Consider the following 14,874-nt stretch of genomic DNA (forward strand, 5'->3'; position numbering starts at 1 on the left):
CTCCGGTTCGACTTTGCTATGCGATCACGAGCCGTCGTCTTCCAAAGGCGAGGCACCATCCTCGAGTGTTCCGCCACCGCTGCTGCCACCGGCACAGGGTTCCCTCAGGTCCAGCCATTCCTGCTTTGCGCGGTTCCACAGCCAGGCCAGCGGCCTGGATTGAATGGTCGTGCCGGTGAGGGATGTTGTGGTTTCGTCGGCCCAGGCTCCCGGGTCCTTCTGCGTGTGGGTCGCCGGATCGTAGAGCTGCGTCCAGTCGAAATCCCGGCTGTCAGGATACTGGTCGCCGTGGAAAGCCCATCCCTTGATTTCATTGGAACCCTGGCACCGACCCGCGAAATAGGCGCCGAGTGTAAGTCCGAGAATTGCGCCGGCCTCGCTGTCGACCGGAAAATGTACACCCGCGACGGTGCGGTTTACTGCAATGCGCGAGGCCTGCCGCATGAACATCTTGCCCCAGATCGTGTCGTCATAAGGCACGACACCGGCATCCCTCAGGAGGAGCCAAAGAACCCGGGCCAGCGTGAAGGCTTCCGTTGAATGACCGCTCGGCAGGGTGCCATGCGTGGGCGTCAGGATCATCGGCTGGATCTGCGGGGAGAATTCTATCGGACGCTTGCAGGCCAGGGCATACTTGATCCGCATCTCCACCAGGTTGGCGAGACCCTGCGCAGTTGCCAGCAGCTCGATCGTATATGGTGTTCGAGCCGGTGCGATGTATGCGATTGACCGCAGAAATTCAACAGGTGTGCTGAGTTGGGCGATAATTTCAGCCGCACGATCCTGCCGCAGGTCTGCATAATTTGCCACGAGATCGAGCTGCTTCTTGAAGATCGCCATGGTTGGGCGAGACATCCTGGCAAGCATGGCATAAGCCGCGAGTGGCGTATCGGTCCCGTCAGGGTTGCCGGTCACGTTCAGGTGCCATACCTGAGCCGTTCCGGAGCACGTTCCCTCAAACTTGAAGGTGAAGCCGAGCCTCGATGCCAGTTCAAGTGTGTAAATGCTTTGCCGGACTTCCGGAGAGAGGCGGCCTAGAAAAGCATCGTATTCCGGGCAGTTCTCCTGGATGGCCGCCGTAACAGTCTGCCAGGTTCCGGCAATGCCATCGTGATTGGTGATCAGCGCGTTCACGATCAGCGGTGAATCGAAGGAAGGGGCGCCGCCGAACCCGCCAAAACCGCCAAATCCCCCGAAGCCCCCAAACCCTCCGAACCCGCCAAATCCCCCGAAGCCGCCGAAGCCCCCAAATCCTCCAAAGCCCCCGAAGCCGCCTGCCGGATATGCTGTTTCCCTTGGTGTCATGACTAACTCTCCCTACCTTTTCGATTGGCCGGTTCCACTCCATTCTCAGGGCGGCAGTCCGGCTTGCCTTAGGGTTTCGGCGAAGTCCTTCCCAACCTGAAACTGCGCACTTGGCGAATTCTTCAGCCAGCGGCTTACGGTCAGATCCGGCTGACGCTCGCGCAGTTCGCTGATGGTCTGAGCTGCCAGTTCGGTGTGCCCAAGACGCATTTCCGCGACAGCCTTGGCACGCAGCGTCGAGGTGTGCGCGCGATTGGAGCGAAGCGACTGGTTGGCGAACTCGAGAGCGCGGTCATATTTTTCGGCCGTAACGCAGGCGGATGCCGCAAGCGACAGGAAAAAGTACCTGTAGGGATCGATGGGAGACAGGCGGAGGGCCAGTTCCGTGTCCTTGACAGCCTCCTCGCCAGCTCCCTTGAACGCGAAGAGAGTGCCGCGCAGCAGGCGACCCATGGCGTAATTCGGATTGTACTCGAGGGCCATGTTGTAACGCTGTTCAGCTTCTTCGAGCTTGTGCGCGAGATTCGTGAGGGCAAATCCTTCGGACACAAGGGCCGTGACATTTGTCGGGTCATGGTCGAGCGCGGTTTGCGTGCAGCTCAAGGCGAGGGATTTTTCGCGCTCGGGCGAATCCGTCCAACCCTGTTGAACCGCCAGAACGTGCCATTTTGCCTTCCATGCCAGGGCCATTGCGGGTTGGCGCGACGAACGGTGAATCAGTTCGTCAAGAAGTTCGGCGGCGTATTCGAAATGGTGGCGCGAGAGCCTGTAGATCAGTCCGATCGCGCTCATGAGAAGCGAATAGGCATCGAGTGTCTGCATCGGGCAGGACAGTGCCTGTTGCACCTCGCTCCGGAAGATTGCCGCGTGGCAGTCCTTGGCGAACTGATACATGACGGATGAATCGCTAAGGAGGGTAGGAACCTCCTCGCTCAGGCGATCCGACCAAATTACGCGACCGGTTTTTGCATCGGCGAGTTCCGCGTCCAGAATTACGTGGTTCGCATCACCGCTATAGGTCCCCGACAGGACAAAATCCGCCTGAAGCGTCTCCGAGATCTTGGCAAGGGAGATGTTCCGCATGCGAAAACCTGTCGTCGACAGGCGGGAAATGACATTGAGTTCCGAGGAACGGGACAATGCGACAATCAATTCCTCTGCGAGCACTTCACCGAGCACGTAATTGTCTCTTGATCTGCTGCGTGGCGTGAAGGGAATAACCGCGACGGTGGGGAACAGGTCTTCGAATTGCTGTAACGGAAAAATGCTCGGGTGGGTTCCCACGGGATGAACCCTGAAGGCCCGCACCGTCTCGGCGACATTCTTGAGGTGGCAATCACCAAGATCCTCGAATTCCGCGTCGAGTTCGCTTGCCAATGCATCCCTGACCTCGGCGGAGGCAACAATCTCTCCGGGGCGGGCAAGTGACATGAGACGGGCGGCAATGTTCACGTGGCTGCCATAAATGTCGTCATCGCCGGTGGTGAGCACGTCGCCGGTGTCGATACCGATGCGAACCTGCAACCGGTTCATGGCAGGGAGTTGCTCGTTGATCTTTGCCAGTTCCGTGGTGAGACGCATTGCAAATCGGACTGCACTCGTTGCGTGCTCGATTTCAGCCAGAATGCCGTCGCCCAATGACTTCACGAGCCTGCCATCGTGTTCCGGCAGAAGGTCATCTTTCAGGTAGGCGACAAAGGAGAGCCAAGCTCCTATGGATGCATTGTCGGCAGTCGTAAACAGCCGCGCAGATCCAACTACGTCGGCAAAAAGTATTACTTTCTGCCGATTCTCCCATTTTTCGAATAGCCGTACGGGCTTTCGGTATTCAGCGGCTGCCTGCATGAATTCCCTCGTAGCGACAAAATCGCTCCACCTGAAAACAGTCTAAAATCAAATATTAGGCACCAATTTTTCGTAGAATAATGAGGTAATTAACAATGATTGTTTCACGTAGACAGATTTTCACACGCATTTTCAACGCGAGCTGCGCCATGGACAGGCGAAAGCGCTCTGTGTCCACTTGCGCGTTCGATAATATATTTCCTTTTGTCGCTTCTAGCTTGCCTTCAATCTAGTCGTCTGTAAAGCAATACATTTATTACGCTAGGGAAGTTTTTCTTAAATATTTGAATTAGATTGTTTTGGATGCTCACTTGCACGCGGTCGTCGGAAAATAGGGAGGCGATGTGCTCTCGGTGCAATTGGCACTCGTGAAGCCTTCCGGCTGTCCTTTTCGGCTGTTTTCCTGATCCTGACAGGCTTGGTTCTTGCCTTTGTCGCTGCGCTCTCTTTCGTGGAGTGGCCGAAACCGGCACCTGCTGGTACCGGCGGAGGTCATTGATCCGTGTGGCCGGCTATCTAGCCCGTCGAAGTGATTTCGTCTTCGAGCGCCGGGAAAAGGGGGGTCTTGGAATATTGCAACTTTCAATACACGTAATGGTATTGCTGTCACATTCCGTCAACCTAGGGCGTTACATCTTCGTTATTTCATGCTAACGTAGCTGCCTGTTTGAAAAACAGATTGATGCGCTTTTGATTTGCAGGCGCCGCAAGTAAATTTTCGCTTTTCAAAATTCAGATGACTGTTCTCTCGAGTTTTCAATGGGAGGAAATAATGGCAGGCATAAGAAAAGACATTGCCAAGCTCGGCGGGCCATGGTCCGACACGATGCTTTGGTATGCGCGAGCCGTTGGTGAACTGCGGTCGCGCCAGTTGCGTGATCGGACAAGCTGGCTCTACCTGGCAGCGATCCACGGCATCAATCCGCAGGGCTGGATTGATCAGAACATCATTTCACCGACCACGCCGGCGCCAAACGCCGACGAGCAACGATTGATGTTCAACCAGTGTCAGCATGCGGGTTGGTTTTTCCTGCCCTGGCACAGGGGCTATCTGCATGCGTTCGAGGCAATCCTGGCAGACTGGATTGTCAGCCAGGGCGGTCCGACTACATGGGCTTTGCCCTACTGGAATTATCTCAACGGGTCTGATCCAGCGTCGCGAGACTATCCGCAGGAGTTTCTGGACAGCACCATTCCGGGTGACAACACGCCGAACCCGTTGGCCAACGCGTTTCGTGGCCCTGCCGTGAAACTTGGTCCGCAGGCCTGGATCAATGTCGACATTTCGCTCGACGCGCAAACCACGCAGACCGTTTATACATCAATCCCCGGCACGCTTGGATATGGCGGTCCTATCAGCGGCTTCGACCAGCAGGGCAATGCCTATGGTGCGGTCGAAAGTGACCCGCACAATTTCGTGCATGTCATGGTGGGCGGCAACGTACCGCCCAGTCCGACCGGCTGGATGTACGATCCGGATTTTGCCGGTCTCGATCCGATCTTCTGGGTTCACCATTGCAACATCGACCGCTTGTGGGCGGCCTGGATGACCGGGGGAGGCAACTCCCAGGAAACCAGCCGGCCCTGGCTCAACGGGCCGTTCCCGCGCCAGTTTGCGATGCCGGACGCACAGCAAAATATTTCCATTTTCACGCCGGAAGACACGCTTCCGGGCGCGGCTCTTGCGCCGGTCTATGATAATCTGATCGATGGAACGGGCATTACGCCCACCGTGGGGATTGCAATGGCCACCACACCGACAGGTCGGGGCACTTCGACACTCGTCGGGGCAAACGACGAGGTGCTGCAGGTTACCGCAAGTCCGGTAACGGCACGCGTGAAACTGGCTGCAGCGCCAACTGCGGCCCTTGCTGCTGCAGCCCCGGCCGCAGCGGAGCGACTTTATCTCAACGTTGAAGGTGTCCGGGGGAACACTCCGAGCGGTGTTCTTTCCGTTCGTGTTGTTGCGCCAGGCATACCGGATGCGGAAATCAACGAAACTCTGGTGTTCTTCGGCCTTGGAAAGGCCAGTTCAACCGACGGTTCGCACGCAGGCAACGGCCTGTCATCAACCGTGGAAATCACCGACAAGGTTGCGGCCATGCAGGCGCGTGCTGGTGCTGCAATCCAGGAGCTTGAAGTTAGCCTCGTTCAGCCAGAGGGGGCCTCGTCGGAAATTACCGTCGACCGGATCAGCATCTACCGTCTCAGGGTTAGATGACATGTCCCGGCTGGCGGCCTTTGCCGTGCAGACCAGTCGGGGCGCAATGCCCTGGCTGGTTGCCTTGAGCGTGGGCAGCTACCTCCTGCTCGGTTTCGCGCAACCTGCTTCGAACGTCGCGGCTCTTTGCGGGCGTCTGAATGTTGCGCAATCCGTTTTCCTGCCCGCACCGAACCTTCAATTCTCGCAGATCTTGCAAGCGGTAGCTGCGGACTGGATCCTGATGGTCGTGGCCATGATGACGCCGCTGGTTGCCGCCAATCTGTCTTATGTCGGCCGAGTGGTGCATGCGTCCCAAAAGGTGGCTGCAAGTATTTCATTTCTGCTCGGTTATCTTTGCGTCTGGATCTTGTCGGGCCTGTTGCTTGTGCCACTGGCGTTTGTCCTGGCGCTTGCCGGCGCCTGGATCGACCTGTCGTTGGCGTTCGGTGTCGCTGTCGTTTGGAGCATGTCCCCGCTCGCCCAACGGGCCAGAAACAAGTGCCACGGCACCAGCCGGATTGCAGCTTTCGGACAAGAGGCACAGGCTGATGGTTGCTGGTTCGGTCTTCGAACCGGGGCGGCTTGTGTGTTTGCTTGCTGGCCCTGGATGCTTGTGCCTTTGCAGGTGGAGACCGGCCATATTGCCGTGATGGTGCTGACAGGTCTCTATCTTTTCGCCGACCGGATTGCACCGCCTGCCGCACCAGTCTGGCGCCTGCCTCCGGCACTGGAAACTGTTCTGGGGGTGTCGCTCCTGCCAGGAGGACGCGGACCAAACGGGCACAGTCTGCGCCACACCAAGCCGCTTGCTGCAACAAGCCAACCTGTCCGGACACGCCATTGACGGTCAGAGGAGGAAATCATGCCGATCAATTTCATTCCGAACGACCCGAGAGCCGGACACCCGCCTGCAGCCGTCATCGAGGCGCATGCTGAGCGGCCAGATGAACTGGCCCGGTATGTCTATCTGGGCTCCCTCCCGGAAGACACCTATCCAACTGACAGCGACGGCTTTCTGTTCTGGCAATGCCGCGAGGCCGCTCTCAGAGCCATCGACCTTTGGGAGTTGATCGACGGGAGCACGCTGACCACGTGGCAAAACGGGAAAACCTTGCGGTTGAAACACAAGACACCGGGGCAGCCCCAGCTCAATGCCTTTTACGACAGGCTTTCGCTCTCTTTTTTTCAGGTGGATGCTGCCGGGGGAGACAGTTACCGCTCAGGGGCAAGTACGGATGTTGTCGCACACGAGGCGGGTCATGCCTTTCTGGATGCAATTCGCCCGGATCTTTGGGGTGCTTTTCAGGCGGAGCCGGGTGCTTTTCACGAAGCCTTCGGAGACTGCATCGCAATTCTCGTCGCGCTTCAGGACGAGGCGACCCGCAAGGTGCTTGTGGATCAAGGTCTGTTGAGACAGAAGAACTTTGTAGAGTCCACTGCAGAGGATCTGTCCCACGGTATTGCTGTCCTGGTCGACGCAAATCACAATGCGGCGGTCCCTCGGCGCGCTCTCAACACACATCAATGGGTGATGCCGGCCTCCTTGCCGGTGTCAGGTGGCCCGGGCGTTCTGATCAACGAAGTACATTCGCTGGGCATGATTTTCAGCGGTTGTTTTTACGACACGCTGACGAACATCTATCAGTCGCGCGGTGTGGAGAGCGAAAAAGGATTGCTGGCGGCGGCAAGGACGGCGGGAGAGTTGCTGGTTGCTGCTGCGCGTACGGCGCCACTTAAACCCCGATTTTTCCAGTCTGTCGGCAACGCCATGCTGATTGCGGACGGAATGCGCAATGCCGGGGTCAATGCCCAGGCGATCCGGGACGGGTTCGAGAGCCATAATGTGCTGTTGAATGCCGAACAACTGACATCCCCCACCGTGGTTCTGGCTGGCCGGCCGCCTTCGGAAACCGTTCATTCCGTTCGTGATGTGCTGACACAGGCCTCCCGCCGCAGCCTGCTGGAAGTCACCGGAGATGATACGGATCAGCGGTTCTACGGCAGCCGGGTTCAGCTTGGCGACCAGTCGGTAGCAGCCGTTCGGCGGCGCCAGAAAGTCTCGCTCGCAGATGTCGCCAGTGATCTGGAAGGCGTCTATTGCTACGTCGAGGAGGACGTCCTCATCGGTGAGCAAAACGGGAATGCCGCCCTGCTGGGCGAGGTGGAGACAGTTCGGCAATCCGCAGTCGAGGCGCAAAGCTTTGTCTTCAGCCTGCATGCCGCCGGTCAGATTTCAGAAGAGGCCCACAGCCAGGCGGGCGACGATACGATCGGTGCGGTGAGCCATGTGGTCAGTAACGTGGGGGAGGAGCGTCGTTTGCTTCGAAAGCGTTTCAATTGCCGGTGTCACGCTCTTCCAGGTACGGCAAGGGCCTTCCTGTGCACTTGATCAGTTGAAGCCCCTTCGCCGAAGTATGCGTCTGCCGGTCTCATCAGTTTCGACATAGTGCGTCGGTTGACCGAGCAGTGGCGACGCCATGCCTTCAAGCTCTCCTGCTTCAGCTTGACCTGTCTCACCTGATACCATCTCAAGCTGACCATTGGCCCGCAGACTTTGAATGTAGGCCTTTGCCTCCTGGATCGTGTCTTCAGCAACCTCTTTGAATGCGACAGGGTGAGGGCTGTCGGGCTGTTCAATGACAAACGAGGTGGGAAGGTTCAGGAACAGGCCGGAGAGGGCGCCAAGTGCGCTGTCTTCCACGGATATCAGGCAATGACCTTCTGCTTCGATCCGCTCCGGGCGGAACGAAACTTGCTGAAGGTCGACAACACCTTCCGCGGCCGCCAGAACCGGCAGCACCAGTTGCAGGTTCTCGGCCGCGTTTCTTCCGGTTTTTCGGGCAATCTTCAATAGCATTGCCGGCCAGCCAGACATTCCATCGGCGCCAGTCTCTTCCAGAAGTAGTTTCGGTAAACCTGGCGGGAGAGCGGCGTCCGTGCTGCCGGGTCCGGCGTCGATCAAAACACATTCCGATGCGGGATCATTTACCGCGAAACGTTCCTGCAATTCTCTCAGGATTGTTGCGTCAACACCGGGTTTGTTCGTCTCAACGACCGGGGAGGGGCCAGCTGGAAGCTGTAACTCTCTCAAGGTGGACAAGACTACAGCTGCGTCATTTGACGTTCGAACAACCAGCGCAAAGGCAAGCCGAGCTTCCGTTTCACCTCTCATCTGGCCAATCGCATCCAGTGCCTCACAGACGAAGGGTCTGAGGGCGCCATGCGGGTCAAGAAGACTGTCGGGTGTCAGAAGCAGCAACCGCAGCAGTTTGGCCTCCTGGTTTCCTCAGACGCGTTGCAGGAATTCAATGACCCGTCGGGTGAGCAGAGCAGACGCTTCTGCATCAAACGATGGTAGCGAGCTGTCGGCGAAATAATGCTCCTCTCCGGGATAGAGAAAAAGAGCCGCATCCTCTGCCGTTTCAACGATCTCGCGCGCGGCATCGATGTCACCTTCGCCGACGAAAAAAGGATCATTGTCCATTGCGTGGATTTGAACAGGGACGCCGTTTGGCCAGGGTCCAAAAGACCAGTCACCGCTGATCGGCAGGCAGGAGTGGAACAGCAAGGCAGCCCGTGCTCCAGGCCGGGTTTGAGCTAGCTTCTGCGCCGGTAGCACACCAAACGAGAAACCCGCGTAGACGAGATCGTGGGGGAGTTCATCTGCCAGACGGACACCGCGTTCACGCATCTCGTCAAAGCCGGTTTCCTCGATGAAGGCGAGGCCCTTCTCGATGCTGTTGAACGTATTACCCTCGAACAAATCCGGCGTGTGCACTTTGTGGCCGGCCTGTCGCAGATTGTCTGCAAACTTCAGCACCCCGGAAGTCAAGCCAAGCGCATGGTGAAACAGCAGAACCTCAGACATCTGGCTCCTCCAGAAGTGGAAAATAGCACGCAGAAAGGCATCGTGTCATCGGTGGGCGCATGCAACGGCGCGACCCGTCTCCGGGGACGCCTGTACGTCGGACGGACTTCTGGCTTTCCGAAGCGGATTGGCAGCGAAAGCGGTAACAGGCGGGACTGCGCGCGGGCAGAACGGAGGTTACGCGATCCCTGTTTTTATTTAGGGGTGGCAGACCTCCCGGTGCTCTTCGCGCGCCGCGCTTGTTGCCTGGCTTTTTTGCCTTCCGGACTTTGTGGTCCGGAAGGCTGTATTCGTGGAATTGAGGATCGGCCGCTTGCTTAGGCTTACTGCGGTGGCGGCGCAGCGTTCATGATCCGCTTCGACATGTCCTCAACAGACGTGGAGAAACTGGCAATCCGCGGCGGGAATTCCTCGAAGGAGGCAACAAACTTGTTCACCAGGCCGAGTGCCGGACCGATGGCCCAGGACCTGTTCTCCTGCCATTCGTCAAATCCGCGGGCGTCGTGGAACCGTTCAAAGGGATCGAGATCGAGGCGCGTGATCAATGGGGAGGTCATTTCATACTGGTTGCCGTTGAACCAACGGTCCTGACTGGTGAACAGGAACTTCCATTCCCCGAAGCGCAGGCCGTGGAAAGTGGTTTCAGTGAAATAGAAGAACTCCATCCGGTTGGAAGGCCCGGTTTGGGTCAGCAACGGGGTCTGGTCATAGCCGTCCAGATGAACCTTGAATGTCTTGCCGCCAATGTCCGCACCTGCCAGCAGCTGTTCCTTGATGTCGGGCTGACCCAGTTGAGACATGATGGTCGGGATCCAGTCCTCCATGGTCATAAGTTCGCCGGTGGTGGTTCCTGCCGGCGTTACTCCGGGCCAGCGCACTGCCATGGGCACCTTGAAGCCGCCTTCATAACCGCCCACGCCCTTTTCCCCCCGGAAAGGCTGGTTGCCGCCGTCGGGCCAGGAGTTGGACGCCGCACCGTTGTCGGTGGAGAACATCACCATCGTATTGTCGGCGACGCCAAGTTCGTCCAGCAGGTTCAGAAGCTCACCTACGTCGTCGTCCAGTTCCACCATGCCGTCGGCATAAACATTGCTAGTGCCGGTGATGCCGTCATAATGGTCGTTCAGGTTGGTGCGATAGTGCATGCGGGTGGTGTTGTGCCAGACGAAGAACGGCTCGTTGGCAGAGACAGCCTCCGTAATGAAGCGCTTGCTTTCTTCAAGCACGTCCTGGTCCAGGTTGCGCTGAATTTCCTGGCCGAAGGGCCCGAGATCCTCGATCTCCTGACCGCCATCTGCTTTTGCAAAGCTGTGAATGATGCCTCGCTGTGCCAGGTTCGCATCCTCGAAAGCCTGTGCCGGATAATCCACCTGCTCGACATATTCCCCGGCGTTCAGGTGGTAGAGGATCCCGAAGAATTCATCAAACCCGTGGTTGGTGGGTAGATGTTCGTCCCGGTCACCAAGATGGTTCTTTCCGAATTGTCCGGTGCGGTACCCCAGGGGCTTGAGCATTTCGGCCAGTGTCGGATCTTCGGACGAAAGACCTTGTGGCGCACCGGGGAGACCGACGGTGGACAGGCCGACCCTAAGCGGGTACTGGCCCGTGATGAAGGCCGCCCGGCCTGCGGTACAGGACGCCTGGGCATAATGGTCCATGAAGAGCATGCCTTCGTTTGCGATCCTGTCGATATTCGGCGTTTCGCCTGCCATCATGCCTCGGTGGTATGCCGAGATGTTCCACATCCCGACGTCATCCCCCCAGATGACGAGAATATTTGGCTTGTCTGGTTCCTGGGCTGTGGCAGCTACCGGGGCCAGGCAGGCAGCAAGTGCTGCTGCCGCAATAAGTTTCAACATCACGCGGCTCCTTCACGAACGATAAGTCCATCAAACAGCCCAATGATCCCATACGTCAAATGGATTGCAAAAATGCCGTATGCAAACTTTGGGTGTGAGTTAATGCGAGTGTTCGAACAAGAAGGGTATATGCCACAGGAAAGTGAGCTGTTGATTTCGGGACATGGTGGCAATGACTTCCAAAGTTGCGCCGACCAGACAGATCAGTGAACGTTGACGATTAACGCAAAACGAGGCCCAATTCGTTGCTGGATAATATCCCGGGAAAATTGCATACTGGAGCTTCGCTACCAAATTGAAGGTGCTCTTTTTTCTTCGGTTTTGGGAACTAGTATTGAAAAGCGGCGGGGCAGACTGGCGAGTATCAAGGTAGAGAACTGCCTTCATGCAAAATCGGTCTGTCAAACGGGCACTAAGTGCGCAAGCAAGTGGAAACCGACACACAGGGCCATGCAGCAAACCCGTAGCGACTTTTGAGGCAGGAGAGGCGGACGTGGGCGAGACCAGAACCAGCAAAGCACGCAGACACTCATTCACCTTGAAGGTGTCACTGTTCGCACTGATGTGCCTTGCGGGCGCACCGCAGCAGGCAAACTCGGCTGAAAGCGGTGTCGGTTTTTATCTGCTTGGGTCCAAGGGGCCATTTGCGGCGGTGCTGCCCGGGCCGGGTGTCTACTTTCAAAATGACGTCTATTTCTATTCAGGATCTGCCGGGGCGAGCCGTGACCTGCCTGTTGGCGGCAGGGTTATCGGCAATGTCGACGCGACCGCCTATATCGATCTCGCAACAGGCTTGTGGGTTGTACCGACAAGCGTACTCGGGGGCAGCCTTGCCTTGCAGGCGACGGTTCCCTGGGGTGGGCAATCCGTCGATGCTTCACTTGATGCCGGCGGAATTCTCGGAGCCTCTGTCAGCGATACGGTGTTCACGATTGGTGACCCCGTGGTTGGCGCCTCGCTGGGCTGGCACAACGGCAATTGGCACTGGACGACAGGTTTTCTCGTCAACGTGCCGGTGGGTGACTACCAGAAAGGCGAGATTGCCAACGTTGCCTTCAACCGTTGGGGGCTCGACATCAACGGTGGCGTAACCTGGTTCGATCCCAAAAGCGGTTGGGAGGTTTCCGGTGTAGCCGGTTTCACCTTCAACGGCGAAAACCCGGCCACGAACTACACCACCGGAACGGAATTTCACTTCGAAGGGGCGCTCACCAAAACCTTTTCACCCCAGTTCTCGGCGGGGCTGGTCGGCTATTACTACGACCAGATTACAGCCGACAGCGGATCCGGCGCCAGGCTCGGCGATTTCGAGGGACGCGTTGCCGCTCTTGGTGGCACGGCCGGCTACAATTTCCAGCTTGGCCAGACACCGGTCTCGACACGCGTGAAGGTTTACCGGGAGTTCGCTGCGGAAAACCGTTTGGAAGGGACTTCGGCGTATCTCACCCTGACGATCCCGCTAAGCGTGAAACAGTAGATTGGGCATAGCCCAGTCAATTTGTGGTCAATGCGAAGTGGCAGCTTATTCGAAAGCCTGCGACTAGTCGCGCAGGCAGGCTGAACAACCAAAACCCGCCCGATCGTTTCCGATGGGCGGGTTCTTTCGTCTGGGCGCCGGGAGCCGCGCTGTGGCCGGTGGGAACCAGCCTGGGCGAACTCCCGGCTAAGCTTTGTGTGCGATGGAATTCAGACTTCCGGCCGGTGTCGGCTGTACGTGAATGCATAGTATGGCTCATGGAGAAAATAAGTCATTGAAATTAAATGGTTTTATTTTCAATTCTGGCTCAGTCATTCCCGGATTTCGGCCAAAGTCGTACTCAAATGCATGAATAATCTGGCTCAATAGAAGCCTAAGTCCTTGAAATCTGGACGGCAGGCACAAGAAAAGCCTCCCGGAATGGGAGGCGTCATCGTCGGTCTCGGGGCTGCCGGTTCAGGGGGCTGGAATGAGATCCGGATCGGCTAACCGGACCCGGTCCAACGCATAGAAGGTTGCCGGTATCTGGTCCTTGGGAAAGGCGGGGCCGACGCCCAAACCATCAAGGCGTTTCATCATGGTCTGGAGATGAGATCCGGATCTGCGGGCGAGGGAACTAGCGGTCTCGAACCTGTCCATGAAGGCGGTCAGGATGTCTCGCTTCACGATGGTCTGCGGGCAGCGGTTGATCGGGTTGACCGCGATTTCAGCCTCAAGGTGATTGTGCTCGATGAGCGCCTTGATCACCTGCGTCGTGGTCTTCAGCTTCTGCTCGACTTCGCGAAGGGAGTAACCACCATGGTCCTCCCGACGGACAAGTGACTTCACTTCCTCAGGATCGACGAGGACGGCAAGAAAGCCGGCCAGGTCCGGATCCGTTCGGATCATGCCCAAGCGACGGTCCAGGATCAGTTGAACGACTTCCGATGTTGAGCAGTTCGCCAGTTTTGCAGCACGCCGGATCGGGACCAAGATCTTCTCTTCATCCGTCACTGGCAGGGCATCACCGTTCAGGGCCGCAAGGAATTCATCCAGATCACGTTTCGCGAAGGCATGGTCCTTGAGAACGCCGGTGCCGCCCTGGAGCCAGGGCTTCAGAATGCCAGCCTCGAAAAGCACGCGGTCAACAGGACGAGGCGCTTTGATGTAAGCCCGGGCCTGCTTGAGGGACATGCTTTCCACGATCCGGTCCAGATAGAACTTGGCGTCGTCGGAGCGGAACAGGGTTCGCTCATCAGACAGGGCAAGCTGGTCTTCGGGAATCAGACCGACCGCATGGAGAACCTTTCGAAGCCGCTTTGGATGGGCTCCGGTTTCAAGGTGGGCGGAGTGAATGGAATGAAGGACCCGTTTTGTCGGTCGTTTGCCGAAAATCTCGTCGTCAGGTCCCATGGGCAACGTATTGAAAGCATGCTCGGTGATGATCTCGCGGAGAGCGTCGTAAGCGGTGTCGCCGGTCTCATGCGCCAGCCATTCATAGAGACGCCCATAGATCTGCCTGGGGCCCCAGGCGTGCCGCGTTTCCATGAATGCCCGCTGCATGTCATCGAGATATCCTCGAATGCCCTCGGCGCCATGTGCGGCAATTTCAAAGCCGGTCTGGCCTGCGTCATACCATTCGTCCTCTGACAGGCTTTCCGCCATCACCTGGGCGCCATGGATCTTGGTGGCTCCGATGATTTCGCAGAACCGGGCGGCGGCGTAGGCGGGGAGGGACGAGAGCCAGAGCTTGGACGGTTGGCCTTTGATGCGGCTCAGGACATAGGTCTCGAAGTCTGACGGCGCCCGGTCACGTGCCTCGGCAACCTGCCGGTCGATGTCCTCCGCAAAGGGTCGAAGAAGCAGCGAGAAGTCGTGCAGCATCTGAGGGTTATCGTCGGTCGCGGCCACGGTTAGAGGCGTATTGTGTTTCGAGCAGGTCCGGACAGATGCAATCATCCAGGACCAGCGGCCATATGGCCGAACCCTCTCATGGTCAGCGCTACGCTCCAGATCTGCCTTGATGCAGTGAGGACAGACGCGAACCTTCGAACGGCGAAGCGACGCCCTGGGAAGGGGTTCGGCGTTCATCTTGAAAGAACGGTCGCCGGTGCGCTCAAGAATGGCGCCCGGGAAACGTCCGTTATCGAAGCCGGCAAGCTCGGCGAAGGCGCCAACCGCGTTCTGGTCGCCATCGCACAGGGACTGGAAGTTCAGGCCCATGTCGAGGCAGAAGTCGCGGGCACCGCGAGATGCCATGGTGGCGACGCGCGACACGAAGCTCGTGAGGGTTTCATCCGGGTAACAGGTGGGGACGTAAAAGGGATCGAGTTTCATG

Annotated in this window: 10 protein-coding genes; 4 read left to right on the forward strand and 6 right to left on the reverse strand. The window is 57.8% G+C overall.

Translation table 11 applies throughout. The features are described from left to right. Positions 1 to 24: 24 nt before the first annotated feature. Positions 25 to 1,305, reverse strand: coding sequence for a phosphatase PAP2 family protein (locus Q666_RS65110; protein WP_022998349.1), 1,281 nt, complete (start codon positions 1,303 to 1,305; stop codon positions 25 to 27). 45 nt (positions 1,306 to 1,350) lie between these two features. Then, entirely contained in the window at positions 1,351 to 3,150 is a 1,800-nt protein-coding gene (locus Q666_RS55270; RefSeq protein ID WP_022998350.1) for a FlgO family outer membrane protein, read from the reverse strand. A 772-nt stretch (positions 3,151 to 3,922) separates the two neighbouring features. Here Q666_RS55270 and Q666_RS55275 point away from each other — a divergent pair. From Q666_RS55275 to Q666_RS55280, 3 genes are read left to right on the forward strand one after another with little or no spacing between them, the layout of a single operon-like run. Beyond that, positions 3,923 to 5,371 carry a tyrosinase family protein gene (locus tag Q666_RS55275; protein ID WP_022998351.1) on the forward strand — a complete coding sequence of 483 codons (1,449 nt, stop codon included), beginning with the start codon at positions 3,923 to 3,925 and terminating at the stop codon, positions 5,369 to 5,371. 1 nt (position 5,372) lies between these two features. Beyond that, entirely contained in the window at positions 5,373 to 6,197 is an 825-nt protein-coding gene (locus Q666_RS65115) for a DUF2182 domain-containing protein (RefSeq protein WP_022998352.1), read from the forward strand. An 18-nt stretch (positions 6,198 to 6,215) separates the two neighbouring features. Next, entirely contained in the window at positions 6,216 to 7,742 is a 1,527-nt protein-coding gene (locus tag Q666_RS55280; RefSeq protein WP_022998353.1) for a hypothetical protein, read from the forward strand. On the opposite strand, the gene Q666_RS66035 is transcribed toward Q666_RS55280, so the two are convergent. From Q666_RS66035 to Q666_RS55295, 3 genes are all read right to left on the reverse strand, one after another. Next, positions 7,743 to 8,228: a hypothetical protein gene (locus tag Q666_RS66035; protein WP_145903450.1), complete on the reverse strand. Its 486-nt coding sequence runs from the start codon at positions 8,226 to 8,228 to the stop codon at positions 7,743 to 7,745. A 411-nt stretch (positions 8,229 to 8,639) separates the two neighbouring features. Beyond that, positions 8,640 to 9,221, reverse strand: coding sequence for a dienelactone hydrolase family protein (locus Q666_RS55290; protein ID WP_022998355.1), 582 nt, complete (start codon positions 9,219 to 9,221; stop codon positions 8,640 to 8,642). A 323-nt stretch (positions 9,222 to 9,544) separates the two neighbouring features. Further along, entirely contained in the window at positions 9,545 to 11,080 is a 1,536-nt protein-coding gene (locus Q666_RS55295; RefSeq protein WP_022998356.1) for an arylsulfatase, read from the reverse strand. Positions 11,081 to 11,573: 493 nt separating this feature from the next. Between Q666_RS55295 and Q666_RS55300 the strand changes: the two genes are divergently transcribed. Then, a complete protein-coding gene (locus tag Q666_RS55300; protein WP_022998358.1) occupies positions 11,574 to 12,557 on the forward strand; it encodes a transporter in 984 nt (327 codons plus the stop codon). Between the two features lie 456 nt (positions 12,558 to 13,013). Here the strand turns inward: Q666_RS55300 and Q666_RS55305 are convergent, their stop codons facing one another. Further along, on the reverse strand, positions 13,014 to 14,873 hold the full coding sequence (locus Q666_RS55305; RefSeq protein WP_161633200.1) for a TniQ family protein: 1,860 nt from the start codon (positions 14,871 to 14,873) through the stop codon (positions 13,014 to 13,016). Position 14,874: the final 1 nt, after the last annotated feature.

The organism is Labrenzia sp. C1B70 (genome assembly GCF_000475395.1).
Lineage (GTDB): Bacteria > Pseudomonadota > Alphaproteobacteria > Rhizobiales > Stappiaceae > Roseibium > Roseibium algicola.

What these genes read in the sequence shown, in the direction of transcription:
- Q666_RS65110 (WP_022998349.1), bottom strand. Translation starts at nt 1,305, where the DNA reads ATGACACCAAGGGAAACAGCATATCCGGCAGGCGGCTTCGGGGGCTTT.
- Q666_RS55270 (WP_022998350.1), bottom strand. Translation starts at nt 3,150, where the DNA reads ATGCAGGCAGCCGCTGAATACCGAAAGCCCGTACGGCTATTCGAAAAA.
- Q666_RS55275 (WP_022998351.1), top strand. Translation starts at nt 3,923, where the DNA reads ATGGCAGGCATAAGAAAAGACATTGCCAAGCTCGGCGGGCCATGGTCC.
- Q666_RS65115 (WP_022998352.1), top strand. Translation starts at nt 5,373, where the DNA reads ATGTCCCGGCTGGCGGCCTTTGCCGTGCAGACCAGTCGGGGCGCAATG.
- Q666_RS55280 (WP_022998353.1), top strand. Translation starts at nt 6,216, where the DNA reads ATGCCGATCAATTTCATTCCGAACGACCCGAGAGCCGGACACCCGCCT.
- Q666_RS66035 (WP_145903450.1), bottom strand. Translation starts at nt 8,228, where the DNA reads ATGTCTGGCTGGCCGGCAATGCTATTGAAGATTGCCCGAAAAACCGGA.
- Q666_RS55290 (WP_022998355.1), bottom strand. Translation starts at nt 9,221, where the DNA reads ATGTCTGAGGTTCTGCTGTTTCACCATGCGCTTGGCTTGACTTCCGGG.
- Q666_RS55295 (WP_022998356.1), bottom strand. Translation starts at nt 11,080, where the DNA reads ATGTTGAAACTTATTGCGGCAGCAGCACTTGCTGCCTGCCTGGCCCCG.
- Q666_RS55305 (WP_161633200.1), bottom strand. Translation starts at nt 14,873, where the DNA reads ATGAAACTCGATCCCTTTTACGTCCCCACCTGTTACCCGGATGAAACC.